The sequence below is a fragment of the Pseudomonas sp. IT-232MI5 genome, assembly GCF_949767845.1.
Classification (GTDB): Bacteria; Pseudomonadota; Gammaproteobacteria; order Pseudomonadales; family Pseudomonadaceae; genus Aquipseudomonas.
Map to the genome: position 1 here is coordinate 128,151 of NZ_CATKQE010000005.1, position 25,385 is coordinate 153,535.

At 57.9% G+C, this 25,385-nt stretch carries 23 protein-coding genes and 1 pseudogene; 15 read left to right on the forward strand and 9 right to left on the reverse strand.

All coding sequences use genetic code 11. From position 1 onward, the window contains the following. The first annotated feature begins 191 nt into the window (after positions 1–191). From ACM6JQ_RS05420 to brnQ, 6 genes are all read left to right on the forward strand, one after another. A complete protein-coding gene (locus tag ACM6JQ_RS05420; protein ID WP_007919886.1) occupies positions 192–3,023 on the forward strand; it encodes a 2-oxoglutarate dehydrogenase E1 component in 2,832 nt (943 codons plus the stop codon). Positions 3,024–3,067: 44 nt separating this feature from the next. After that, positions 3,068–4,288, forward strand: a complete 1,221-nt coding sequence (odhB, locus tag ACM6JQ_RS05425) for a 2-oxoglutarate dehydrogenase complex dihydrolipoyllysine-residue succinyltransferase (protein WP_007919883.1) — start codon at positions 3,068–3,070, stop codon at positions 4,286–4,288. Between the two features lie 97 nt (positions 4,289–4,385). Next, positions 4,386–5,822 carry a dihydrolipoyl dehydrogenase gene (gene lpdA, locus ACM6JQ_RS05430; protein WP_007919881.1) on the forward strand — a complete coding sequence of 479 codons (1,437 nt, stop codon included), beginning with the start codon at positions 4,386–4,388 and terminating at the stop codon, positions 5,820–5,822. A 199-nt stretch (positions 5,823–6,021) separates the two neighbouring features. Continuing rightward, entirely contained in the window at positions 6,022–7,188 is a 1,167-nt protein-coding gene (gene sucC, locus ACM6JQ_RS05435; RefSeq protein WP_007919879.1) for an ADP-forming succinate--CoA ligase subunit beta, read from the forward strand. Beyond that, positions 7,188–8,069, forward strand: coding sequence for a succinate--CoA ligase subunit alpha (sucD, locus tag ACM6JQ_RS05440; protein WP_007919877.1), 882 nt, complete (start codon positions 7,188–7,190; stop codon positions 8,067–8,069). The genes sucC and sucD overlap by 1 nt, the downstream gene beginning before the upstream one ends. A 402-nt stretch (positions 8,070–8,471) precedes the next feature. Further along, positions 8,472–9,785 carry a branched-chain amino acid transport system II carrier protein gene (brnQ, locus tag ACM6JQ_RS05445; protein WP_007919876.1) on the forward strand — a complete coding sequence of 438 codons (1,314 nt, stop codon included), beginning with the start codon at positions 8,472–8,474 and terminating at the stop codon, positions 9,783–9,785. 95 nt (positions 9,786–9,880) lie between these two features. On the opposite strand, the gene ACM6JQ_RS05450 is transcribed toward brnQ, so the two are convergent. From ACM6JQ_RS05450 to ACM6JQ_RS05460, 3 genes and pseudogenes are all read right to left on the reverse strand, one after another. Further along, positions 9,881–10,603 carry a hypothetical protein gene (locus tag ACM6JQ_RS05450; protein WP_414893357.1) on the reverse strand — a complete coding sequence of 241 codons (723 nt, stop codon included), beginning with the start codon at positions 10,601–10,603 and terminating at the stop codon, positions 9,881–9,883. A 114-nt stretch (positions 10,604–10,717) separates the two neighbouring features. Then, positions 10,718–10,936: pseudogene (locus tag ACM6JQ_RS05455) on the reverse strand (hypothetical protein); the annotation flags it as partial. After that, positions 10,937–11,116 (reverse strand): hypothetical protein, encoded by a 180-nt coding sequence (locus tag ACM6JQ_RS05460; RefSeq protein WP_414893358.1) that lies wholly within the window; start codon positions 11,114–11,116, stop codon positions 10,937–10,939. A gap of 233 nt (positions 11,117–11,349) precedes the next feature. Between ACM6JQ_RS05460 and ACM6JQ_RS05465 the strand changes: the two genes are divergently transcribed. Both ACM6JQ_RS05465 and ACM6JQ_RS05470 read left to right on the forward strand, forming a co-directional pair. Further along, a complete protein-coding gene (locus ACM6JQ_RS05465) occupies positions 11,350–12,087 on the forward strand; it encodes a DUF599 domain-containing protein (RefSeq protein ID WP_007919871.1) in 738 nt (245 codons plus the stop codon). Continuing rightward, entirely contained in the window at positions 12,087–12,488 is a 402-nt protein-coding gene (locus tag ACM6JQ_RS05470; RefSeq protein WP_414893359.1) for an MAPEG family protein, read from the forward strand. Before ACM6JQ_RS05465 ends, ACM6JQ_RS05470 begins: the two co-directional genes overlap by 1 nt. A gap of 78 nt (positions 12,489–12,566) precedes the next feature. Here the strand turns inward: ACM6JQ_RS05470 and ACM6JQ_RS05475 are convergent, their stop codons facing one another. Beyond that, positions 12,567–12,803 carry a hypothetical protein gene (locus tag ACM6JQ_RS05475; RefSeq protein WP_007919867.1) on the reverse strand — a complete coding sequence of 79 codons (237 nt, stop codon included), beginning with the start codon at positions 12,801–12,803 and terminating at the stop codon, positions 12,567–12,569. A gap of 158 nt (positions 12,804–12,961) precedes the next feature. Here ACM6JQ_RS05475 and ACM6JQ_RS05480 point away from each other — a divergent pair, with 158 nt between their 5' ends. The 4 genes from ACM6JQ_RS05480 to ACM6JQ_RS05495 all read left to right on the forward strand — a co-directional run bounded on the left by ACM6JQ_RS05480 (position 12,962) and on the right by ACM6JQ_RS05495 (position 16,671). Further along, a complete protein-coding gene (locus ACM6JQ_RS05480; RefSeq protein ID WP_414893360.1) occupies positions 12,962–13,438 on the forward strand; it encodes a PaaI family thioesterase in 477 nt (158 codons plus the stop codon). After that, positions 13,435–13,887 carry a PaaI family thioesterase gene (locus ACM6JQ_RS05485; protein ID WP_007919863.1) on the forward strand — a complete coding sequence of 151 codons (453 nt, stop codon included), beginning with the start codon at positions 13,435–13,437 and terminating at the stop codon, positions 13,885–13,887. Before ACM6JQ_RS05480 ends, ACM6JQ_RS05485 begins: the two co-directional genes overlap by 4 nt. An 82-nt stretch (positions 13,888–13,969) precedes the next feature. After that, the gene (htpG, locus tag ACM6JQ_RS05490) at positions 13,970–15,874 is read left to right on the forward strand and encodes a molecular chaperone HtpG (protein ID WP_034156253.1); all 1,905 of its coding nucleotides are present in this window, start codon (positions 13,970–13,972) and stop codon (positions 15,872–15,874) included. A 68-nt stretch (positions 15,875–15,942) separates the two neighbouring features. Next, positions 15,943–16,671 carry a dienelactone hydrolase family protein gene (locus ACM6JQ_RS05495; protein ID WP_095114122.1) on the forward strand — a complete coding sequence of 243 codons (729 nt, stop codon included), beginning with the start codon at positions 15,943–15,945 and terminating at the stop codon, positions 16,669–16,671. 245 nt (positions 16,672–16,916) lie between these two features. On the opposite strand, the gene ACM6JQ_RS05500 is transcribed toward ACM6JQ_RS05495, so the two are convergent. Together ACM6JQ_RS05500 and ACM6JQ_RS05505 are read right to left on the reverse strand one after the other, a co-directional pair. Next, complete coding sequence (locus ACM6JQ_RS05500) at positions 16,917–17,783, reverse strand: pirin family protein (RefSeq protein ID WP_414893361.1); 867 nt, start codon at positions 17,781–17,783, stop codon at positions 16,917–16,919. 61 nt (positions 17,784–17,844) lie between these two features. Beyond that, complete coding sequence (locus ACM6JQ_RS05505; RefSeq protein ID WP_007919858.1) at positions 17,845–18,261, reverse strand: OsmC family protein; 417 nt, start codon at positions 18,259–18,261, stop codon at positions 17,845–17,847. 128 nt (positions 18,262–18,389) lie between these two features. Here ACM6JQ_RS05505 and ACM6JQ_RS05510 point away from each other — a divergent pair, with 128 nt between their 5' ends. Further along, on the forward strand, positions 18,390–19,445 hold the full coding sequence (locus tag ACM6JQ_RS05510; RefSeq protein WP_123374664.1) for an amidohydrolase family protein: 1,056 nt from the start codon (positions 18,390–18,392) through the stop codon (positions 19,443–19,445). A gap of 130 nt (positions 19,446–19,575) precedes the next feature. Continuing rightward, on the forward strand, positions 19,576–21,201 hold the full coding sequence (locus ACM6JQ_RS05515) for a methyl-accepting chemotaxis protein (RefSeq protein WP_414893362.1): 1,626 nt from the start codon (positions 19,576–19,578) through the stop codon (positions 21,199–21,201). Between the two features lie 287 nt (positions 21,202–21,488). On the opposite strand, the gene ACM6JQ_RS05520 is transcribed toward ACM6JQ_RS05515, so the two are convergent. Genes ACM6JQ_RS05520 through purM form a run of 3 tightly spaced genes read right to left on the reverse strand, consistent with a single transcriptional unit; the run spans position 21,489 to position 23,919 of the window. Beyond that, on the reverse strand, positions 21,489–22,202 hold the full coding sequence (locus ACM6JQ_RS05520) for a DUF3108 domain-containing protein (RefSeq protein WP_095114118.1): 714 nt from the start codon (positions 22,200–22,202) through the stop codon (positions 21,489–21,491). Positions 22,203–22,210: 8 nt separating this feature from the next. Continuing rightward, entirely contained in the window at positions 22,211–22,861 is a 651-nt protein-coding gene (gene purN / locus ACM6JQ_RS05525; RefSeq protein ID WP_007919841.1) for a phosphoribosylglycinamide formyltransferase, read from the reverse strand. Continuing rightward, positions 22,861–23,919: a phosphoribosylformylglycinamidine cyclo-ligase gene (gene purM, locus ACM6JQ_RS05530; protein WP_007919839.1), complete on the reverse strand. Its 1,059-nt coding sequence runs from the start codon at positions 23,917–23,919 to the stop codon at positions 22,861–22,863. Before purM ends, purN begins: the two co-directional genes overlap by 1 nt. 373 nt (positions 23,920–24,292) lie before the next feature. On the opposite strand from purM, the gene ACM6JQ_RS05535 reads away from it, so the two are divergent. After that, on the forward strand, positions 24,293–25,351 hold the full coding sequence (locus ACM6JQ_RS05535; RefSeq protein ID WP_007919832.1) for a DUF2066 domain-containing protein: 1,059 nt from the start codon (positions 24,293–24,295) through the stop codon (positions 25,349–25,351). The last annotated feature ends 34 nt before the right edge of the window (positions 25,352–25,385 follow it).

The following is a 25,385-nucleotide window of genomic DNA, read 5'->3' on the forward strand; positions in this document are numbered from 1 at the left end:
GCTATAACCAGAGCAGTAGCCACAAGCTGCCGCTCTTATTTTGAAGAAATGAGACAAGCAGGGGCATCCGGGCTGGTACCCGGACTATCAGTGTGATCCTAAGTGGCTTGTTTTAGTCGCTGCATTCGGACTTCTGCAAGTTTGCTCGGTGTCGACATCGATGGTGTTCCCCTAACCGAGGGTGACCAAGCATGCAAGAAAGCGTGATGCAGCGCATGTGGAACAGCGCCTACCTTTCAGGTGGAAACGCTGCCTATGTGGAAGAGCTTTATGAGCTCTACCTGCACGACCCTAACGCTGTGCCAGAAGAGTGGCGCACCTACTTTCAGAAGTTGCCTGCCGACGGCAACTCTGCCACTGATGTTTCGCACTCCACAATTCGCGATCATTTCGTGCTGCTGGCAAAGAACCAGCGCCGCGCCCAACCGGTTTCCGCCGGCAGCGTGAGCAGTGAGCACGAGAAGAAGCAGGTTGAAGTGCTGCGATTGATCCAGGCCTACCGTATGCGTGGCCACCAGGCAGCCCAGCTTGACCCGCTGGGACTGTGGCAGCGTCCTGCACCTGCAGACCTGTCGATCAATCATTACGGCTTGACCAATGCCGATCTTGATACGACCTTCCGTGCCGGCGACCTGTTCATCGGCAAAGAGGAAGCGAGCCTACGCGAAATTCACGAAGCGTTGCAGCAGACATATTGCCGCACCATCGGCGCTGAATTTACGCACATCACCGATTCCGAGCAGCGCCAGTGGTTCCAGCAGCGTCTGGAAAGCGTGCGTGGTCGTCCGACGTACTCCGCCGACATCAAGAGCCACCTGCTTGAGCGCGTGACTGCCGGTGAAGGCCTGGAAAAATACCTGGGCACCAAATACCCGGGCACCAAGCGTTTCGGTCTGGAAGGCGGCGAAAGCCTGATTCCGATGCTCGACGAACTGATCCAGCGTTCCGGTTCCTACGGCACCAAGGAAGTCGTCATCGGCATGGCCCACCGTGGCCGTCTGAACGTGCTGGTCAACACCTTCGGCAAGAACCCGCGCGAGCTGTTCGACGAGTTCGAAGGCAAGAAGAAGGTCGAGCTGGGTTCCGGTGACGTTAAATACCACCAGGGCTTCTCGTCCAACGTGATGACCGCCGGCGGTGAAGTTCACCTGGCCATGGCGTTCAACCCGTCCCACCTGGAAATCGTTTCCCCGGTGGTAGAAGGTTCGGTTCGCGCCCGTCAGGATCGTCGTAACGACCCGACCGGTGAGAAGGTTCTGCCGATCTCCATCCACGGTGACGCTGCATTCGCAGGTCAGGGCGTGGTCATGGAAACCTTCCAGATGTCGCAGACCCGCGGTTTCAAGACCGGCGGTACCGTGCACATCGTGATCAACAACCAGGTCGGTTTCACCATCAGCAACCCGCTGGACTCGCGTTCCACCGAGTACGCCACCGACGTTGCCAAGATGATCCAGGCGCCAATCCTCCATGTGAATGGTGATGATCCGGAAGCCGTGTTGTTCGTGACCCAACTGGCCATCGACTACCGCATGCAGTTCAAGCGTGACGTGGTGATCGACCTGGTCTGCTACCGTCGTCGCGGCCACAACGAGGCCGACGAGCCAAGCGGTACTCAGCCTCTGATGTATCAGCAGATCACCAAGCAGCGCACCACCCGTGAGCTGTACGCTGATCGTCTGACCCAGGGCGGTGTACTGGACGCAGAGCGTGTTCAGGCGAAAGTCGACGAATACCGCAACGCGCTGGACAACGGTCTGCATGTAGTGAAATCGCTGGTCAAAGAGCCGAACAAAGAACTGTTCGTGGACTGGCGTCCGTATCTGGGCCACGCCTGGACTGCGCGTCACGACACGCGTTTTGATCTGAAGACCCTGCAAGAACTGTCCGCCAAGCTGCTGGAAATTCCGGAAGGCTTCGTGGTTCAGCGTCAGGTCTCGAAGATCTACGAAGACCGTCAGAAGATGCAAGCCGGCGGCCTGCCGATCAACTGGGGTTACGCCGAAACCATGGCGTACGCGACCCTGGCGTTCGAAGGTCACCCGATCCGCATGACCGGTCAGGACATCGGCCGCGGTACGTTCTCGCACCGTCACGCTGTTCTGCACAACCAGAAAGACGCGGGCACCTACATTCCGCTGCAGCACCTGTACGACGGTCAGCCACGCTTTGACCTGTACGACTCGTTCCTGTCGGAAGAAGCGGTACTGGCCTTCGAATACGGTTACTCGACCACCACGCCGGATGCGCTGGTGATCTGGGAAGCCCAGTTCGGCGACTTCGCCAACGGTGCACAGGTTGTTATCGACCAGTTCATCACCAGCGGCGAGCACAAGTGGGGCCGTCTCTGCGGTCTGACCATGTTGCTGCCACACGGTTACGAAGGTCAGGGCCCTGAGCACAGCTCGGCACGTCTTGAGCGTTACCTGCAACTGTGCGCCGAGCACAATATTCAGGTCGCCGTACCGACCACGCCAGCACAGATCTACCACTTGCTGCGTCGTCAGGTGATTCGCCCGCTGCGCAAGCCGTTGATCGTGCTGACGCCGAAGTCGCTGCTGCGCCACAAACTGGCCATCTCGACCCTGGAAGATCTGGCCGAAGGTTCGTTCCAGACCGTGATCCCGGAAATCGATACTCTGGACCCGAAAAAGGTCGAGCGTGTTGTTCTGTGTAGCGGCAAGGTCTACTACGACCTGCTGGAAAAACGCCGTGCCGAAGGCCGTGAAGATATCGCCATCGTGCGGATCGAGCAGCTGTATCCATTCCCTGAGGACGACTTGAAAGAAGTCCTGGCTCCGTACACCAACGTCAAAAATGCCGTTTGGTGTCAGGAAGAGCCGATGAACCAGGGCGCCTGGTACTGCAGCCAGCATCACTTGCGCCGTAGCATCGGTAACCTCGACAAGTCTCTCGTACTTGAGTACGCGGGCCGTGAGGCTTCTGCTGCACCTGCTTGTGGTTACGCATCGATGCACGCCGAGCAGCAGGAAAAACTGCTGCAAGATGCTTTCACTGTTTAACGCCTTCGCGCTGACTGAAACCGAATTTTAAGGACCCACAGATAATGGCTATCGAAATCAAAGCCCCGTCATTCCCGGAATCGGTTGCCGATGGCACCGTTGCCACTTGGCACAAGAAACCAGGTGAGGCCGTCAAGCGTGACGACCTGATCGTCGACATCGAAACCGACAAAGTCGTACTCGAAGTCCTGGCTGAAGCTGACGGCGTGCTGGGCGCAATCGTTGCCAACGAAGGCGATACCGTTCTTTCCAACCAGGTACTGGGCTCGATCGAAGAGGGCAGCGCTGCCGCTGCTCCAGCCGCCGCTGCTGCTCCGGCTGCTGCTGCCGCCGCTCCAGCTGCTGGCGAAGGCGAAGACGATCCTGTTGCTGCTCCAGCTGCGCGCAAGCTGGCTGAAGAAAACGGCATCAACATCGCTTCCGTTGCCGGCACCGGCAAAGGTGGTCGTGTGACCAAGGAAGACGTGGTGGCTGCTGTTGCTGCCAAGAAAGCCGCTCCGGCTGCCGCGCCTGCCAAGGCTGCTGCTCCTTCGGCTGCCGCTCCTGTGTTCGCCGCTGGCGACCGCATCGAGAAGCGCGTACCGATGACCCGCGTTCGTGCCACCGTGGCCAAGCGTCTGGTTGAAGCACAGTCGAACATGGCGATGCTGACCACTTTCAACGAAGTCGACATGACTGAAGTCATGGCCCTGCGTTCGAAGTACAAGGATCTGTTCGAGAAGTCCCACAACGGCGTACGCCTGGGCTTCATGTCGTTCTTCGTCAAGGCCGCTACTGAAGCGCTGAAACGCTTCCCGGCTGTCAACGCGTCGATCGACGGCGGCGACATCGTTTACCACGGCTACGCGGACATCGGCGTTGCCGTTTCCAGCGACCGTGGCCTGGTTGTTCCGGTTCTGCGTAACGCCGAGCTGATGAGCCTGGCTGAAATCGAAGGCGGCATCGCCACTTTCGGCAAGAAAGCCCGTGACGGCAAATTGTCGATGGACGAGATGACCGGTGGTACCTTCACCATCACCAACGGTGGTACCTTCGGTTCGATGATGTCGACCCCGATCGTCAACCCGCCGCAGGCAGCGATTCTGGGCATGCACAACATCATCCAGCGTCCTATGGCCATCAACGGTCAGGTCGTTATCCGTCCGATGATGTACCTGGCACTGTCTTACGATCACCGTCTGATCGATGGCAAAGAAGCTGTGACCTTCCTGGTGACCATCAAGAACCTGCTGGAAGATCCGGCTCGTCTGTTGCTGGATATCTGATAGAAGCAGTCGCGGGCTTCAAGTTTCAAGCTGCAGGAAAGGGCAGCTTGGCTTGGGGCGCGCGGCTTGAAGCTTTTCGCTAAAGAGGATTTTTTGAATGTCGCAGAAATTTGACGTAGTAGTGATCGGTGCTGGCCCTGGTGGCTACGTGGCTGCCATCAAGGCCGCGCAGCTGGGTCTGACCACTGCCTGCATCGAGAAGTACACCGACGCAGAAGGCAAGCAAGCCCTGGGCGGCACCTGCCTGAACGTGGGCTGCATTCCTTCCAAGGCGCTGCTCGACAGTTCCTGGAAATACAAGGAAGCGAAAGAAAGCTTCAACGTTCACGGTATCTCGACTGGCGAAGTCAAAATGGACGTCGCTGCGATGGTTGGCCGCAAGGCTGGCATCGTCAAGAACCTGACCGGCGGCGTTGCCACCCTGTTCAAGGCCAACGGCGTTACTTCGATCCAGGGCCACGGCAAACTGCTGGCTGGCAAGAAGGTCGAAGTCACCAAGCCAGACGGCTCGGTTGAAGTCATCGAAGCTGAAAACGTCATCCTGGCTCCAGGTTCGCGTCCGATCGACATTCCACCGGCTCCGGTTGATCAGAAAGTCATCGTCGATTCGACTGGCGCTCTGGAATTCCAATCCGTACCTAAGCGTCTGGGCGTGATCGGCGCTGGCGTGATCGGTCTGGAACTGGGTTCGGTGTGGTCGCGTCTGGGTTCGGAAGTGGTTGTCCTCGAAGCTCTGGACACCTTCCTGATGGCAGCGGACACCGCTGTTTCCAAGGAAGCGCTGAAAACCCTGACCAAACAAGGTCTGGACATCAAACTGGGCGCTCGCGTAACCGGCTCGAAAGTGAATGGCGACGAAGTCGTTGTGAACTACACCGATGCCAACGGCGAGCAGACCATCACGTTCGACAAGCTGATCGTAGCCGTTGGTCGCCGTCCGGTGACCACTGATCTGCTGGCTGCCGACAGCGGCGTGACCCTCGACGAGCGCGGTTTCGTGCACGTTGACGATCACTGCGCGACCACCGTACCGGGCGTTTTCGCCATCGGTGACGTGGTTCGCGGCATGATGCTGGCGCACAAGGCATCCGAAGAAGGCATCATGGTTGTCGAGCGCATCAAGGGCCACAAAGCCCAGATGAACTATGACCTGATCCCTTCGGTTATTTATACTCACCCGGAAATCGCGTGGGTTGGCAAAACCGAGCAGGCCTTGAAAGCTGAAGGCGTTGAAGTTAACGTCGGCACCTTCCCGTTCGCCGCTTCCGGCCGTGCCATGGCCGCCAACGATACCGGTGGTTTCGTCAAGGTCATCGCTGATGCCAAGACTGACCGCGTATTGGGCGTGCACGTGATTGGCCCGAGCGCTGCAGAACTGGTTCAGCAGGGCGCGATCGGTATGGAATTCGGCACCAGCGCTGAAGACCTGGGCATGATGGTTTTCTCCCATCCGACCCTGTCTGAAGCCTTGCACGAAGCTGCTCTGGCTGTGAATGGCGGCGCCATCCACATTGCCAACCGCAAAAAGCGTTAACAGACAATAAGAAACCACGGCGGTAACGGCCCGTCGTGAGCCTTGCGAGCAAGTCTCACCGCGGAATGTCCGCTGGACGCAGTCTTGCGTAGCTGCACCGGTTATCCGGAAAGGCTACGCAAGCAGCAGTCACAGGTGGCGCGGCACTCAAACGAGCGCAGCGCCGAATGCGCAGTACCTAACGAAGACGGTAAAAAGCATGAATCTTCACGAGTATCAGGGTAAGCAGCTGTTCGCTGAATACGGCCTGCCAGTTTCCACTGGTTACGCAGTAGACACCCCGGAAGCAGCAGCAGAAGCTTGCGACAAAATCGGCGGCAGTGAGTGGGTTGTCAAAGCCCAGGTCCACGCCGGTGGTCGCGGTAAAGCGGGCGGCGTCAAGCTGGTTCGCAGCAAAGAAGACGCCAAAGCCTTCGCACAGCAGTGGCTGGGCAAGCGTCTGGTGACTTACCAGACTGACGCCAATGGCCAGCCAGTCACCAAGATCCTGGTTGAATCGTGCACTGATATCGCTAAAGAGCTGTACCTGGGCGCTGTCGTTGACCGTTCGAGCCGTCGCATCGTGTTCATGGCTTCCACCGAAGGTGGCGTGGACATCGAGAAAATCGCTCACGACACTCCAGAAAAAATTCTCAAGGCCACTATCGATCCACTGGTTGGCGCTCAGCCATTCCAGGGTCGCGAGCTGGCATTCCAGCTGGGTCTGGAAGGCAAGCAGGTTGCTCAGTTCGCCAAGATCTTCGTAGGTCTGGCCAAGCTGTTCAAGGATCACGACCTGGCTCTGCTGGAAGTGAACCCGCTGGTGATCAAGGCTGACGGCGATCTGCACTGCCTGGACGCCAAGATCAACATCGACGCCAACGCAATGTACCGTCAGCCTAAGCTGAAGACTTTCCACGATCCGTCGCAAGACGATCCGCGCGAAGCGCACGCTGCCAAGTTCGAACTGAACTACGTAGCACTGGAAGGCAACATCGGCTGCATGGTCAACGGTGCTGGCCTGGCCATGGGTACCATGGACATCGTCAACCTGCATGGCGGCAAGCCAGCCAACTTCCTCGACGTAGGTGGTGGCGCTACCAAAGAACGCGTAACTGAAGCGTTCAAGATCATCCTGTCCGACACCAACGTCGCTGCAGTACTGGTCAACATCTTCGGCGGCATCGTTCGCTGCGACATGATTGCCGAAGGCATCATCGGCGCTGTGAAAGAAGTCGGCGTGAAAATCCCGGTTGTTGTTCGCCTTGAAGGCAACAACGCTGAGCTGGGCGCTAAAGTACTGGCAGAAAGCGGTTTGAACATCATCGCTGCTACCAGCCTGACCGACGCTGCTCAACAAGTTGTCAAAGCTGCGGAGGGCAAATAATGAGCGTCCTGATCAATAAAGACACCAAAGTTATCTGCCAGGGTATTACCGGTTCGCAAGGTAGTTTCCACACCCAGCAAGCCATCGAATACGGCACCAAAATGGTTGGTGGCGTTACTCCTGGCAAAGGCGGCACCGAGCACCTGGGTCTGCCAGTGTTCAACACCGTTAAAGACGCAGTAGCGGCCACTGGCGCTACCGCCAGCGTGATCTACGTTCCGGCTCCTTTCTGCAAAGATTCGATCCTGGAAGCGGCATTCGGCGGCATCAAGCTGATCGTCTGCATCACCGAAGGCATTCCTACCCTGGACATGCTGGACGCTAAAGTTAAGTGCGACGAGCTGGGCGTAGTCCTGATCGGCCCTAACTGCCCAGGCGTTATCACTCCGGGCGAGTGCAAGATCGGCATCATGCCAGGTCACATTCACTTGCCAGGCAAAGTCGGTATCGTTTCGCGTTCCGGCACCCTGACCTACGAAGCTGTTAAGCAGACTACTGACGCCGGTTTCGGTCAGTCGACTTGCGTCGGCATCGGTGGTGACCCGATCCCGGGTTCGAACTTCATCGACATCCTGAAGCTGTTCCAGGAAGACCCGAAGACCGAAGCGATCGTCATGATCGGTGAGATCGGCGGTTCGGCTGAAGAAGAAGCGGCTGCCTACATCAAGGCACACGTGACCAAGCCGGTTGTTTCCTACATCGCTGGTGTGACTGCTCCTCCGGGCAAGCGCATGGGCCATGCTGGCGCAATCATCTCTGGCGGCAAAGGCACTGCAGACGAGAAATTCGCTGCGCTGCAAGACGCAGGCGTGAAAACCGTGCGTTCGCTGGCAGACATCGGCAAGGCCCTGGCCGAGCTGACCGGTTGGGCTGTCAAGTAAGCCTCGCGCTTAGCTTGCAACTCTGCTGACAAAGGCCACCTTCGGGTGGCCTTTGTTGTTTCTGCAATTTGGAAGATCAAAAGATCGCAGCCTTCGGCAGCTCCTACAGAGAATTGCGATCCCCTGTAGGAGCTGCCGAAGGCTGCGATCTTTTGATCTTTGCCGTACCAACGAAAAATAGATACGTAAACGCGACACAGAAACGTCGCGTATCGGATAGTTCGCCCTCTAACAGTGCGTTTGCAGGCCAAATTCGTTAGGCTAGCAGCCATTTTTGCGTCTGCCGCCCACAAGGCATGCAACGCGCTTTAAGGGTCAGTCCCATACGGATCGACAGCATTTCCCTAATTACACAGGGCAATCCCCCTCTAAATTCCGATTCAGTAGTGTGGTATTACCTTAATGAAAGTTTTGAAAGGTCAGGACATCCTGGCACTTGGCTTTATGACATTTGCCCTGTTCGTTGGGGCAGGCAACATCATTTTCCCGCCGATCGTTGGCTTGCAGGCCGGACCTCACGTCTGGATGGCCGCGCTGGGCTTCCTGATCACCGCGGTGGGTCTGCCGGTGATCACCGTCGTTGCATTGGCCAAGGTCGGTGGGGCAATGGATGCGCTGAGCAGCCCGATCGGCAAGATCGCTGGCGGCATTTTGGCCGCGGCTTGCTACTTGGCGGTCGGCCCGTTGTTCGCCACCCCGCGTACTGCGACCGTATCGTTTGAAGTAGGCTTGGCGCCGCTGACCGGCGAAAGCCCGTTGGCACTGTTCCTCTACAGCTCGGTGTACTTCCTGCTGGTGTTCTTCATCTCGCTCTACCCTGGGCGTTTGCTGGACACCGTTGGCCGCTTCCTCGCGCCGCTGAAAATCATCGCACTGGCAGTGCTCGGCATCGCTGCATTCGCCTTGCCGGCGGGTGATATCGGTCACGGCACGCCTGAGTATGTGGCGGCACCGTTCTCCCAAGGCTTTATCAATGGTTACCTGACCATGGATACCCTCGGCGCGCTGGTGTTCGGCATCGTCATCGTTAACGCGATCCGCTCCCGTGGCGTCGAGTCGCCGGCGCTGATCACCCGTTACGCGATCATCGCTGGCCTGATTGCCGGTGTCGGTCTGGCGCTGGTGTATGTCAGCCTGTTCCGCCTTGGTTCCGGCAGCCACGAAGTAGCAGCGGGCGCGACCAATGGCGCGGCGGTATTGCACGCGTATGTGCAACACACCTTCGGTTCGCTGGGCAGCGGTTTCCTCGCAGTGCTGATCTCGCTGGCGTGTCTGGTGACGGCGGTCGGTCTGACTTGTGCGTGTGCCGAATACTTCAGCCGTGTGCTGCCACTGTCCTACAAGACTCTGGTAATCATTCTGGCGGCGTTCTCGCTGCTGGTGTCCAACCTGGGTCTGACCAAGCTGATTGCCTTCTCGATTCCGGTGCTGACCGCGATCTATCCGCCGTGCATCGTCTTGGTGGCGCTGAGCTTCTGCAAAGACTTCTGGCATGAGCACGGCCGTATCCTCGGTCCGGTGATGCTGGTGTCGTTCATCTTCGGCACCATCGACGCGCTGAAAGGCGCCGGTCTGGCCGGCTGGATGCCATCGCAGTTGTCCCACTTGCCGCTGAGCGAGCAGGGGCTGGCATGGCTGGTGCCGTGCGTGATGACGCTGGTGGTTGCGGTTGTTTGTGATCGCATGCTCGGCAAGCGCAGCGAAGCGGTTGCCTGACGTTACCTGACCCGCCAAAAGCGGGTCTTCAACGCTTAAACGGAAATGCCCCGTATCAATCGATACGGGGCATTTTTTATGAAAGCTGATAATTCTCAGCCCCGATAACGTACGACCAGAGCCCCTAAATTGATGTTGTCGCTTGCGCGGCTCAGGAGTATTCGCTTGTCGGGCTGCACTGCCACCGAAATCCACTGCATACCAGGCCCCAAGTACTGAGTAACGTATCCCTTGCCTTCACCAAAGTCTGTGTCTGGTTTTCCCGTTGCCAGATAGCGGCAGGCGAGCATTTGCTCTCTTGTTCTTTGTCCCGTGCCTCCCACCACGACCAGACCATCCTTAGGCTCCCCACTCAGATCGAACCAACTGCAACCGTCGGTTAATCCAAGATCAGTGACGATAGGCGTACCCTGATTGAATGCAATATTTGGTTTACCGTTCGGGTTGTACGCGGCCATCATTCCCCTGCGCCCTTTACCCCAATCGTCGTTAGGAGCGGTGTCGACTTCACCGGCAATAAAAAAACTACCGTCAGCACGTAGCATCAGGCTTCGTACGCTGGTCGGGTAATCCGATGGGAAGTAGACAGTTCCAGTGTCATCATCGCCGAAGTCTTCATCGGGCGTTCCATTTACATTCAGACGCACGATCACTCCTTTTCGAGAGGCCGCTGTCGCGCCTGCGACTGTGATGACTCCATTCTCAGAAACCGAAATCGAAGAGATGTTCAGTGCAAGATCTAACCAGCCTTTGCCGTTAAAAGTGGTATCAAAAACTCCTTCCTGATCAAGTCTGAACAGTCGGTTGCTTTGACCCACGAGAATTTTTTCATCAGCGGTCAGTACTACCCTGGTTCTGGAACTCGAGTTAGCGAAAGTCCCTGGTTTTGATGGTTGCGATTTGGACTGCGGGAGAAAAGGGATGTAAACCGTCCCATCGGGACCGAACTCGCGATCTCTTTCACCATCAGCGAAAAATCTGGCAAGCGCAAACCGGTTCCCTTGGTCCTCATCATATTGAAACCCGAAAAGCAGCGCCTTCCCGTCTTTATAAAGACAGGCGCCAGTTCCGCTGGCTTGTCCCGAACCTGTAAACGTACCTACGATCGAACCGTTTTTGTTGAAGCCAGTATCGTTAGCGCCGTCCGCCAGTTATTGCGCCAAATGAAAACTGACCTTGCCGTCTACAAAGGTTTGTCCCACGAGAAGGATTTTTCCATCAGGGCGCAGGCCTGCGATGCTCAGAGCCTGGCTTCCCGGAGCAAAAGAGTCGGCATACCCTTGATTACCGAATGTTGCGTCAATGGGCAGTGCAGCGTTCGAAGGTGTCATGATCGAGTCCTTGTCTGGGTTAGCGTGCCTGTCAGTATTCTCTGGTCATAAACAACCTTATGCCCGCCTCACCCTCGGCGCTACTGTCAGAGTTGACAGGTATCAGCCTTCGCAAATTAATAGCTGCGGTCTATTTTTGAATAAATTCGACTCTCGAATGAGCGTGTCTTTTTGCGAGCCAATACGTCGAAACAAAGGGTTACTCCCATCATTCCTCATGCTCAGGAAAACGAATGTCGTTCATCCAAGCCAACCTGATTCACCTGCTCGCCGCCATCTGGTTTGTCATCTGCTGGGGTGGTTATACCCGTTATGCCTCTTGGAAAGGCCGCGATACAGCGTGTCTGGCCAGCGTGCTGCACCTGTACCGCGAAGACTGGATGCGCCGCATGCTGTTGCGTGACAACCGCATCGCCGACGCCAGCGTAATTGGTAATCTTGAACGCAACGCCTCGTTCTTCGCCTCCAGCACATTGATCATCCTCGCCGGCATTCTCACCGTGCTTGGTGCCTCGGAGCGGGCGGTGTCGTTGCTGGCTGACATCCCGATGGTGCAGCAGGCATCGCAGGGCATGTCGGAAATCAAGTTGCTGTGTCTGGCGATGGTGTTCGTCTACGCCTTCTTCACCTTTAGCTGGTGTATGCGTCAGTACAATTTTGCGGCGGTTTTGGTCGGGTCGGCGCCAATGATCGGTGAGCGACATGTCTCCGAACAGGAGCGCAAGGCGTTCGCTGCGCGGGCGGCGCGGGTGATTTCGATGGCGGCGAACCAGTTCAACTTCGGGCTGCGCTCTTACTACTTCGGCATGACCATGCTGGCGTGGTTCGTCAGCCCGTGGCTGTTCATGCTGATGAGCGCCGGGGTGGTGTTGGTCTTGTACCGCCGCGAGTTTCATTCCGACGTTCTCGATGTCATGGTCTATACCCCTACAGAAGCTCCCATTCCCGAGACAAACAAAGAGGTCGCTTGATGAGTATTCCGTTCTGGTGTGTGTTTATCACTGCGCTGTTGATTTATATCGCGCGTATGCCGGTGGGCAAGGCGATGAAAGAGCTGGGCGGTTACAACAACCACCTGCCACGTCAGCAACAGGCGCAACTGACCGGCTACGGCGCGCGGGCGCTGGCGGCGCATCAGAATACGATTGAAGCGTTCATGTTGTTCGCGGTCGGCGTGTTGATGGCGCACACCACTCAGACGGCAGGATGGCTGATCGATACATTGGCGATCGTTTTTGTTATCGCGCGGATTCTCTATTTGTGGCTCTATCTGGCCGACCAACCCAAGCTGCGCAGCCTGGTTTGGGTAGTTGGCGTACTGTGCTCGTTGCTACTGATGATTAGTCCGACTTTTAGAACTGTCTTGCTCTAAGACGAGCCTGGCGCTAGATGACAGGCAAAAGAAAACCCGCACTTGGCGGGTTTTCTTTTTTCTGCAGCAAAAAGCGAATTATTGCTTCTTGGCAGCTTCTTCTTGTGCAGCAGCGTTCGATTCAGCCTGAGCTTTGGCAGCTTCGGCGTTTTCTTTCGCAGCGTCGTTCACTTTATCCTGAGCTTTGTTCATGTCTTGCTGAGCTTGTTCAGCATGTTGGTTGGCATCTTGAGCTTTGTCCTCGGATTTTTTATCGCAGGCAGCGAGACCGAGGGAAGCGGTCAACATCAAGGCAATAGCAAAAGTCTTACGCATGGGGTGTTTCTCCTTATGGAAAATAACTACTGGCCTTAAGAACTCGGCGCTACAGGTTAAGTTCCTCATTTCTTTCAGATATATAAGTTTGTTTTTACACGGAACTTTTGCTGTATTGCTTACTACTGGCAAAAGGCTCTAACGAGAGTAATTATCAAATGGACGGAAACCCCGTTTTTGAGCGCGCGACGCGGTTTCTCTCCGTGCTGCGACACTGTCAGGTACTCGGATTGCGCGTGCACAGCGCGTCCAGCGAAGGGCTTACGGTGATCCTTCCGTACAGCACGAAAATCGTAGGTAATCCACAGACCGGCGTGATCCACGGCGGCGCAATCACTTCGTTGATGGACACCGCCTGCGGAATGTCCACGCTGTGCGTTTTGCCGGAATTCGAGGTCTGCCCGACGCTCGACCTGCGCATCGACTACATGCATGCCGCCGAACCCGATAAAGATGTGTATGGCTTCGCTCAGTGCTACCGGGTGACCACCGACGTGATCTTCGCTCGCGGTTTCGCCTATCAGGACGATCCCGAGCAGCCGATCGCCCATGTGGTCGGTACGTTCATGCGCATGGGCAAGGCCCTCAAAGGCACAAAAGGCTTTGGCGGTGTAATAAAGGGAGAAGGGCAATGAGCGATGACCTCAAGCAGCAATTGCTCAAGGCTCACGCGCAGGGCGATTACGCGCCGCTGTTGCAGTTGATTCCCTACGCCGGGCTGATCGGCATCGAATGCTCACGCGTCGGCGATGAATTGCTGTTCAAGCTTCCTGCGAACAAGGACAACATTGGTAACCCTTTATTGCCGGCAATCCATGGCGGGGTGATCGCCGGGTTCATGGAGCTGGCCGCCGCCCTGCATCTGTTGATCTTCACCGGTGCGCCCGGGGTGCCGAAGATCATCGACTTCTCTCTCGATTACCTACGCGCCGGGCAGTTTCGCGACACTTGGGCCAAATGTCAGGTGTGTCGCCAGGGCCGGCGTGTAGCCAACGTCGCCATCACCGCCTGGCAAAGTACCGAAAGCGAACCGATTGCCACCGCTCGCGCGCACTTCAAAATCGATGAGCCCTTGAAATCCTGAACAGCGCCCCAAACTCACAAGACAACCCGCCGCCGACCATTTCGGGTCGCGGCCACTGCCATCTGATTGGAGTTTGATGACCATGAGTGTGGAAACTCAAAAGGAAACCCTGGGCTTCCAGACCGAGGTAAAGCAGCTGCTGCACCTCATGATCCATTCGCTGTATTCCAACAAGGAAATTTTCCTTCGCGAATTGATCTCGAACGCCTCTGACGCTGTCGACAAACTGCGCTTCGAAGCCCTGGCCAAGCCAGAGCTGCTTGAAGGCGGCGCTGACCTGAAAATCCGTGTGAGTTTCGACAAGGACGCCAAGACCGTCACCCTCGAAGACAACGGTATCGGCATGAACCGTGACGATGTGATCACCCACCTGGGGACCATCGCCAAATCCGGCACTGCCGATTTCATGAAGAATCTTTCTGGCGATCAGAAGAAAGATTCGCACTTGATCGGCCAGTTCGGCGTGGGCTTTTACTCTGCCTTCATCGTTGCCGACCAGGTTGACGTGTACAGCCGTCGCGCCGGCACCCCGGCCAGCGAAGGCGTGCACTGGTCGTCGAAAGGCGAGGGCGAGTTCGAAGTCGCCACCATCGACAAGCCAGAGCGCGGCACCCGTATCGTCCTGCACCTGAAAGCCGCCGAAGACGAATTCGCCGATGGCTGGCGTCTGCGCAACATCATCAAGAAGTATTCCGACCACATCGCTTTGCCGATCGAGCTGCCGAAAGAAGCGGCAGCTGCCGAAGGCGAAGAGGCTCCGGCCGTTGAATGGGAAACCGTCAACCGCGCCAGCGCTCTGTGGACCCGTCCGCGCACTGAAGTGAAGGACGAGGAATACCAGGAGTTCTACAAGCACATCGCGCACGACTTTGAAAACCCGCTGGCCTGGAGCCACAACAAAGTCGAAGGCAAGCTCGAATACAGCTCGCTGCTGTACGTGCCGGCCCGCGCACCGTTCGACCTGTACCAGCGTGAAGCGCCGAAAGGCCTGAAGCTGTACGTGCAACGCGTGTTCGTCATGGATCAGGCCGAGTCGTTCCTGCCGCTGTACCTGCGCTTCATCAAAGGCGTGGTCGACTCCAACGACCTTTCGCTGAACGTGTCGCGGGAAATTCTGCAGAAAGACCCGATTATCGATTCGATGAAGACCGCGCTGACCAAGCGCGTGCTCGACATGCTGGAAAAACTGGCGAAGAACGAGCCTGAGCAATACAAGGGCTTCTGGAAGAATTTCGGTCAGGTCATGAAAGAAGGCCCGGCAGAAGACTTCGCCAACAAAGAGAAAATTGCCGGTCTGCTGCGTTTCGCATCGACCAATGGCGACGACGGCGAGCAGATCGTCGGTCTGGCCGACTACCTGGCCCGCGCCAAGGAAGGTCAGGACAAGATCTACTACCTCACCGGCGAAACCTACGCGCAGGTTAAAAACAGCCCGCACCTGGAAGTCTTCCGCAAGAAAGGCATCGAAGTGCTGCTGCTGACCGACCGTATCGACGAGTGGCTGATGAGCTACCTCAGCGAGTTCGACGGCAAGACCTTTGTCGACGTGGCACGTGGTGACCTCGATCTGGGCAACCTGGACTCGGAAGAGGACAAGAAAGCCGCAGAAGAAGTCGCCAAGTCCAAAGAAGGTCTGGTTGAGCGTCTGAAAACTGCGCTGGGCGATTCCGTGGCTGAAGTACGGGTTTCGCATCGTCTGACCGATTCGCCGGCCATTCTGGCCATCGGCGAACAGGATCTGGGTCTGCAAATGCGTCAGATCCTCGAAGCCAGCGGTCAGAAGGTTCCGGATTCGAAGCCGATCTTCGAATTCAACCCAAGCCACCCGCTGATCGAGAAACTCGATGGCGAGCAGAGCGAAGAGCGTTTTGGCGACCTGTCGCACATTCTCTTCGACCAGGCTGCGCTGGCGGCGGGCGACAGCTTGAAGGATCCGGCCGCCTATGTGCGCCGTCTGAACAAGCTGCTGGTTGAGCTGTCGGTTTAACCAAGTCGTAGAAAAACCCGCTTCGGCGGGTTTTTTCATTCTGGTGTTTAACCAATCAGGAGTCAGAAATGAGCCAAGTCACTGTACGATCCGTGGTCTATCAGATCGACGGCCAGCCTTATGAAGGTCGTTTGGCATTCGACGCCGAGCACAACGGCGCGCTTCCGGGTTTGTTGATGGCGCCGAACTGGATGGGCGTCAGCGCCGGTGCCGAAGAGATAGCCAAATCGGTGGCGGCCAAGGGCTACGTGGTGCTGATCGCTGACGTCTATGGTCAGGCGGTGCGCCCGCAAAACGCTGATCAGGCTGGTGCGGCGATGATGCCGTTGAAGGATGATCGCGCGCTGCTGCGCAAACGTATGCAAGCGGCGTTCGAGCAATTGCAGAAGCAGGGCGAAGCAGCGGTCGATACGTCGAAACTGGCGGTGTTCGGTTTCTGCTTTGGCGGTTGCTGTGCGCTGGATCTGGCGCGCACTGGCGCGGCGGTGAAGGCTGCGGTGTCGTTCCACGGTACGCTGGATTCGCCGAATCCTGCCGATGCGCAGAATATCAAGGGTTCGGTATTGGTGATGCACGGTGCTTCTGACCCGTTGGTGCCGAAAGAACAGTTGCCGGCGTTTGAAGACGAGATGAACGCGGCGAAAGTGGACTGGCAACTGCTGAGCTACGGCGGTGCGGTGCACTCCTTTACCGATCCGCATGCCAATGTGCCGGGCAAGATGATGTACGACGCGAAGACCGCCAAGCGCGCATTCAAGTCGATGCATGATTTGCTGGATGAAGTGTTCAAGGGCTAAAAGCCTGAAAAGCAAAAGCCCCTCACCCTAACCCTCTCCCAAAGGGAGAGGGGACTGATTGGGGGATATTTCAGAGGTCCGCCGACTGAAAATGCTTATGTGAATCCGAAATCGTCTGCTGTGTTTAGCTGAACCTATAATCGACGCTATATCTCAGGTCGATGGATGACTGAAGACACCTCCGTCGGCTCCCTCTCCCTCCGGGCGGTCCGACGTTTCGGGAGGGCTGGGGTGAGGGTGGCTTTTCAGCGCGGCAACTCGATCCGCTCAACTTCCCCTGGCACCGTCGGCCAGTCCCCGGTCGCCCACTTGCGCCGCGCTTCATCGATCGCCGCCGGATCGCTCGCCACAAAATTCCAGTTGATCCGCCGAGGCCCGTCCAGCGGCGCGCCGCCAAACACCACGGCGTGAACATCACTCTCGGCAAACAGACTCATCTCTTCCCCGGCCGGCAATACCGCCAGCGCATGCGGTTCAAGCGCTTCACCGTTCAGTTGCGCATCCCCACTCAGCACATAAACCGCCCGCTCTTCATGCTCGGTCGGAATCAGCAACGTGGTCGCGGTTTGCATCTGCACTTCCGCATACAACGTAGGAGAAAGCACCGGCACCGGCGATTCCAGGCAAAAGCCTGACCCGGCAATCATCCGGATCTGTACACCGAGGTTATCGCTGACCGGCAACGTCGCTGCCGGGTGATGGCTGTAATGCCCCGGGCCTTGCTCGTGATCCTTGGGCGACGCCAGCCAGATCTGCAAACCGTGCATGGTGAAGCTTTTGTCCCACAACGGCTCAGGCGTGCGTTCAACGTGAGCAATCGCGCTACCGGCAGTCATCCAGCTGACATCGCCAGCGCTGACCATCTGATCCGAGCCAAGGCTGTCCTTGTGCTGGATCTGTCCTTCGAACAGATACGTGAGCGTCGACAGACCAATGTGCGGGTGCTGTCGGATGTTCATGCCTTTGCCCGTCGGATAAACCGTCTCGAGCATGTGATCAAAAAACACGAAAGGCCCGACGCTGCGGCATTTGGCTGACGGCAGCGGGCGCAGAATCGGCTGGCCTTCGACGTCTTCGGCGCGCGGGCGGATGATCAGAGGTTGCGTGTCCATGGTGCATTCCAGGCTGAGCGGGTGATGCCAGAAGCATAACCCGCCGCTGGCATGAGGAGGATTACTGGCTGTCGAAGCCTTGCGGGGCGTGGGTTTCGATGCTGACGTCGGTTGTGGTCATCAGTTTATGAATCGGGCAGCGGTCGGCGACGCGCAGCAGTTCCTCACGCTGGGCATCGGTGAGTACGCCTTTGAGAGTGAGGGTGACGTGCAGGACGTATTTGCCTTTTTGTTCTTCGCTGTTGTCGCGTTTGACGTCGACCCCGACGCCGGTCAGCGGAATGTCTTTCTTTTTCGCGTACATCTTCAGGGTCAGCGCTTTGCAGGCGCCGAGGGCGGCATCGAAATAGTCGTGCGGCTCAGGCGCCGAGCCTTCGCCGCCGGCGGATTTCGGCACGTCGGCAAACAGTTCGTGGTCATCAATCTGTACGGTGTGACGAAAACCTTCAGCGGAGACGGTATTGACGGTAACGGTCATGGGAACCTCACTGGCAGTAGGAAAAGTCGTTCGATCAAAAAAGACCTTGCAGTTATAGAGCATTCCCACCGGCACGCGTTCCACTTTCCTGCGGGATGAACCCTTGTCGTCAGGGCGGGGTCTAGGCTATGCCTACTTGCCGGAGATTACTTGTGTCCCTGTATCGTTTGAGTCTTGCCTGTCTTCTGCTGCTTGCCGGCAACGTCAGCGCCCGCGAATACACCTACAGCGATGCGCACCTGCATTACGTGGATTTTTTCCAGGAAAGCGCAGGCATGGCGAAACTGCTGACGGCGATGAAGGACGGTTCCGTCGAGCATGTGATGATTTCTGGCATTCCGGTGGCGAAAAAATGGCATGAGGACGAACCCAAGCGTCCGCGCTACTACGCTGGCGATGACGCTGATGCCTATTGGTACAGTGCGACCGACGTGATTGTCGCCGACGCCGTGCAAAAGCTGAGCGCCGAGCAGCGGCCGTACTTTCATCCGTTTCTGTCGGGCTTCAACCCCAACGACAAGAACTCTGCCGCACACATCCAGCGCATGCTCGATCTGTATCCGGGGCTGTGGCAGGGCATCGGCGAGGTGTTCACCCGGCATGACGACCTCACGGCGCTGACGTCCGGCGACACGCCGCGGGCCAACAACGAGGCGATGACCAAGATCTATCATCTCGCCGCCGAGAACGATCTGCCGGTGATGCTGCATTCCAATATCACCTCCAAGCGTGAGAAGAATCCGCTGTATCTGAAGGAAGTCGAAGAGCCGCTGCGTAATCACCCACACACGCGATTTATCTGGGCGCACGCAGGCACCAGTGCTGAAATTCATCGGCATCAGACACAGTTGCCGTTCTTGCTGCCGACCCTGACGCGCATGCTCGAGGCTTACCCCAATTTGTTCATTGATTTGTCGTGGAGCATGCTCACGCCGTATCTGCTGGACGAGCAGGGCAAGCCGCGCCCGGAATGGCTGGCGCTGGTCGAGAAGTACCCGGACCGCTTCATGCTTGGCTCGGACGTGGTAGGGCGTTTCAACAAGCTCGGTGAGGAAATGCATAGCTTCAAGCCGTTCCTTGATGCGTTGCCCGAGGACGTTGCGAAAAAAGTCGCTCGGGATAATTTCCTGGCGATCTTGCCGCGAACGGTGCTCAAGTCCGGCAAAACCGCGCTGAATCGTTAATGCCCACGGTTCGGAGTATTAAGGCCTTTTGATATCACGTTTTGGTCTTACGCAAATTTTCGCCGGGCCGATACCTTCTAAAGCAACCAGCTGCAGGGTTGATGCAGCGCTTTTGGAAGGAACCAGAGCAATGAGTATCCGTAGTCTCAATATTGCCCCGCGCGCCGGCCTCGGTTTTGGGCTGTTGGCGCTGATGGTGTTTGCCCTCGGGGCGTTCGCTTTGCTGCAAATGTCGAACATGCGCGCCCAATCTGACGAGGTCGATAACAATTGGCTGCCCAGCGTCATGGCGGTCGGTGAGATGAGTCAGGACATGCTGCGCCTGCGCGCATTGACCATGCGCCTGTTGCTCAATCGCGATCCGCAGGCGCTGGAGCAGAATGTCGTCAAACTCAATGAGCTGCGTGGGGTGCTGAGTGAGGCTCAGCAGCGTTACGACGTGCTGATCGTGCTGCCCGAAGAGCGCAAGCTGTTTGATCGCTTCAAGGTTGCCGAGCATCAGTACCTGGAGTTTCAGGCGCAGGTCATGCAGTTATCTGCGCAGAATCGCGTGGAAGAAGCCGCGACCATTCTCAACGGCCAGATGAGTCCGCTGGCCGACGAAATCGCGGTGCTGCTGCGCGAGCTGGTCGAACTGAATAAACACAACGCCAATCTCGCCACTGAAGCGGCGCGACTGGTGTTTATCAATTCGCGGGTGTGGGTCGGGGTGATGATCGGCGTGACCGCGCTGATCACCATCGGCCTCGCCCTGCTGCTGACGCGCAGCATTGTGCTGCCGCTGGCGCAGTCGTTGGGTGTCGCCGAGGTGGTGGCGGGTGGGGACCTGACCGGTGATATCAGCATCAGCGGCAAGGACGAACCGGCGCGACTGCTTCATGCGCTCAAGAGCATGCAGCACAACCTGCGCGACACTATCCGGCAAATATCCGAGTCTTCCAGCCAATTGGCCTCGGCCTCGGAAGAGCTGAGCTGCGTCACGGAAGACGCCACGCGCGGGCTGCATCAGCAGAGTCTGGAAATCGAGCAGGCCGCTACTGCGGTCAATCAGATGACCGCTGCGGTGGAAGAGGTGGCCAGCAATGCGATGGCCACCTCGCAAGCTTCGCGTGAGTCCGATCGCATTGCTCAGCATGGCCGTGAACAAGTGCGCCAAACCGTTTCGTCGATAGAGTTGCTCGCCGAAGACGTGACCAACAATGCGTCGCAGGTCGAAGATCTGGCGCAGAAGGTTCATGGCATCAGCAAAGTATTGGATGTGATTCGTTCGATTGCCGAACAAACCAATCTGCTCGCGTTGAACGCTGCGATCGAGGCTGCACGGGCCGGTGATGCCGGGCGCGGGTTTGCCGTGGTGGCGGATGAGGTGCGGGCCTTGGCGCATCGCACCCAGCAGTCGACGCAAGAGATTGAACAGATGATCGGCGGCATTCAGCAGGGCACCGATTCAGCGGTCGGTTCGATGCAGCAAAGCAATGTGCGGGCGCGTTCGACGCTGGAATTGGCCAAGGCTGCCGGGACTGCACTTGAAGAGATCGCCTCGGCATTCACGCTGATCAACGAGCGTAATCTGGTGATCGCCAGTGCCTCGGAAGAGCAGGCAGCGGTGGCGCGGGAGGTGGATCGCAATCTGATGAACATTCGTGATCTGGCGATGCAGACCTCGGCGGGGGCTAATCAGACGAGTGCGGCGAGTCAGGAGCTGTCGCGGTTGGCGGTGGATCTGAACAGCATGGTGGCGAAGTTTTCGGTTTGAGGTTCGCCTTCAAAAGCCCCTCACCCTAACCCTCCCGAAACGTCGGACCGCCCAGAGGGAGAGGGGACTGACCGTGGAAGATTAGCGGGTTACGCCGACCTGATCTTGCTTTGGGGAATCCATAATCGACTCGACTTTTCAGGTCGATGCATGGCGCCAGACATCTCGGTCAGCTCCCTCTCCCTCGGGAGAGGGCTGGGGTGAGGGGCGAGCCAGGCACAAATCTCCAATCCAGCACGCAAAAAAAAAGCCCCGTATTTCGCGGGGCTCTTTGATGCAGCGGCGGATCAGCTGCCTTTAACGGTTTTGCCGTTGACCGTGCCGTCCTGGAGCATGATGTTGTACTCCTTGCCGTCGGTTTCAACCTGTTGCAGGCGAACCAGCAGGTAATCCCAGTCCTTGGCGAACCACAGGACGGTGATGCGCTTGCTTTGTGTCGGGTCGCGTACGCGCTCGACCTTGATTGCATCGATCTGACCAGCCTTGGTCTCGACTTTTTCCGAACCCAGCACGCGGAAGTCATAGGTATCGACTTCGCCGTCATCGACCACTTGATAGCTCATGGTCTTCTTGCCGGCAGCGACATCATGCTGCAGCGCCAGTTGATAGGTGGACTTGTCGACCATGCCGCGGTTCAGCGGGATTTTCACCGCGTCGCCACGGTCGGTGCCAGTGACCATCTTGCTGTTCCAGTCAAAATCCAGATCAGCCTTTTTCGCTTTGCCCAGGCCGCCACGTTCGAAGTGGTAGGACTGCGGCAGCAGGGTGTCCTTGTCCAGGGTCAGGGTGCTTTCTTCAGTCAGGCTGGCGATCATCATCGAGGCCTTGAAGCTGAGCTTCCAGACGCCGTTGGCTTCCTTGACCAGACTGCGCTCGGCGGTGCCGCTCATGGGCAGTTGCTTCCAGTCGGCGGTGTAGCTGGCGGAGAACGGTTGAAGTTCGGCTGCCTGCGCGAAGGGCAGGGCGAGCAGAGCGCAAGCGAAGAGCAGGGCGCGACGCATAATATCTCCTAGTTTCGAATCAAGTGGCCGCTGGCCGCGAGTAGCTGGCCATCCAGTAAAGCACCGTGTTCACCGAGTGCCAGCCTGCCTTCGGCAAACCAGCGTACTGCCATCGGGTAGATCAGGTGTTCCTGAACGTGTACTCGCTGCGCGAGACTCTGCGGCGTATCGTGCAACTCTACCGGTAATACTGCCTGTACGACCAGTGGTCCGCCATCGAGTTCCTCGGTGACGAAGTGCACGGAGCAGCCGTGCTCCGTGTCGCCGGCTTCCAGCGCGCGCTGATGAGTGTGTAACCCTTTGTATTTGGGTAGCAGCGACGGGTGGATGTTGAGCAGGCGCCCTTGGTAGTGGCGAACGAAATCAGCGCTGAGAATGCGCATGAAACCGGCCAGCACCACGAGTTTCGGTTGGAATTCGTCGATCAGTTCGATCAGAGCAGCATCGAAGGCCTCGCGGCCTTCAAATGCCTTGTGATCCAGCGAGCGGGTGGCGATACCCGCGTCACTGGCGCGTTGCAGGCCGTAGGCGTCGGCGCGATTGGAAATCACTGCAGCGATGCGGACCGGGCTGTCGCCGGTCCGCGTGCTGTCGATCAAAGCCTGCAAGTTACTGCCGGTGCCGGACAACAGCACCACGACATCACAGGTTGCGGACATTAATGAGCCTTAAGGTTCTGCAGATCAACCTGGGCAGCGCCTTCGGCAGCGGCAGCGATCTGACCGATGACCCAAGGCTGTTCGCCGGCGTCACGCAGGGTGTTCAGTGCAACTTCTACGTGTTCCTGAGCCACGCAGATAACCATGCCAACGCCGCAGTTCAGCACGCGGTGCATCTCGGTTTCGTCAACATTGCCTTTTTCTTGCAGCCAGTCGAACACGGCCGGGCGAGTCCAGCTAGCCACGTCAACCACCGCCTGAGCGCCTTTTGGCAGAACGCGCGGGATGTTGTCGAGCAGGCCACCACCGGTGATGTGGGCCATGGCTTTGACGGCGCCGGTGTCTTTGATCAGCTTGAGCAGCGGCTTCACGTAGATGCGGGTCGGGGCCATCAGCAGGTCGGTCAGCGGTTTGCCGTCGAGCTGGATGTTTTCGATGTCGGCGCCGGAGACTTCGATGATCTTGCGGATCAGCGAGTAGCCGTTGGAGTGCGGGCCGGAGGATGGCAGAGCGATCAGGGCGTCACCGGTGGCGACTTTCGAGCCGTCGATGATTTCCGATTTTTCCACGACGCCGACGCAGAAGCCGGCCAGGTCGTAGTCTTCGCCTTCGTACATGCCAGGCATTTCAGCGGTTTCGCCGCCAACCAGCGAGCAACCCGACAGTTCGCAGCCAGCGCCGATGCCGGTCACTACCTGGGCAGCGGTGTCGACATTGAGTTTGCCGGTGGCGTAGTAGTCGAGGAAGAACAGTGGCTCAGCGCCGCAAACCACGAGGTCGTTGACGCACATGGCAACCAGGTCGATACCGATGCTGTCGTGCTTGTTCAGGTTCAGCGCCAGACGCAGTTTGGTGCCGACGCCGTCGGTACCGGAAACCAGTACGGGCTGCTTGTAGCCGGCCGGGATTTCGCAGAGGGCGCCGAAACCGCCCAGGCCGCCCATGACTTCCGGGCGCGCAGTGCGCTTGGCGACGCTCTTGATGCGTTCGACCAATGCTTCACCGGCGTCGATGTCTACACCGGCGTCCTTGTAGCTCAGGGAGGGTTGCTTGCTCATGATCCAGGCCTTTAGGGGAGGGGATTCAGGGGTAACGACCGAGTTCAGCGGGAACTTCGAAATCGACGGGGCGATGGCCTCACGCGAGTTTCGAGGTGCCCGGCTGTTGCCGGTCTGCGAAGGCGCGCGATTTTATCAGGCTTGAGGGGCAGCGGCCATCCTCGCACCGACGGGCAGGGCCATATCTCGGGAAATTTTTTGCAATTAAGGCCTGCGGGTGCCTGTATAAGGTGTGGCGATTAACCGTCTATCGTTATCACTGTGCAAAAACTTACCGCTGTCGTGTGAATGTTTGGTGCTGGCAGATTGTCACAGCCTTGCTCAACCGATTCACGCGGCCTGTTCCAGCCGCTCCTGTCGACGGGAATTTTCCATGCGTTTTTGTAAATTGTTGTTTGTGGGTTGCTTGTCGCTGATCAGCCTGGCGAGTCACGCCGAAAACCTCAAAGGCCTCTATCAAGTACGTGAGCCGGTCAATGGCCAGGCACCGGAAGAGCGTGATCGCGCCACGCAGGCGGCGCTCGACACGTTGGTCTTGCGTTTGACTGGTGATCCGAAGGCTGCGCAAAACCCGGGGCTGGCGGCGATTCGCAAGGATCCGCAGCAGATCATCAGTCAATTCGGTTTTGATGCCGGGCCGCCGGAGGTGCTGAAAGTCGATTTCGATCCGGCGACCACCGAGCAGGCGCTGCGGCGTGCCGGGTTGTCGGTGTGGGGTGCGAGTCGCCCGTCGATTCTGAGCTGGTGGCTCAACGATTCGGCTGAGGGTTCCAGTCTGGTCGGTGATGGTCAGGCCGCTGCGGCGCCGTTGCGTACGGCAGCTCAACATCGCGGCTTGCCATTGCGTTTGCCGCTGGCGGACTTGAGTGAGCAATTGGTTGCCACGGCGCCAGCGCTGGAAGGCACGGATCCGGCGCCGTTGCGCGGCGCGTCCGAACGCTACAACGCTGATGCCTTGCTCGCGGTGCATGCCCGTGAAGAGGGCGGGCAGTGGCAGGCCAAGTGGCACCTGTGGCTGGGCGATCAGAAAGAGGCTGGCAGTGTGCAGGGCGCCGATCAGGCTGCGGTCGCTGACGCGGTGATGCTGGCGGTGGCTGAGCGGCTGGCGCCTCGGTTTGTTGCCAAGCCGGGCGCTTCGGGGCAGCAGACTCTGGAAGTGCAGGGGATGAATCTTGAACACTACGCGGCGCTGTTGCGGTTACTTGAGCCGTTTGGCGTGCGTCTGCAAAGTGTTGATGGCGATCGCATCGTCTATCGGGTCAACGGCAGTGCAGATCAAATGCGCGCGCAATTGTCGCTGGCGAAGTTGCAGGAGTTGCCGGCTGAAGCCCCGGTGCCGGTCGCAGCACCACAACCTGCGGTTGCGGGCGCAGCACCTGTCGTGGCTCCGGCCCCGGCACCAGCAGCACCTTCGTTGCGGTTTCGCTGGTAAGTCTTTCCTTATATAGAAGCTACAGGAGTGGTAC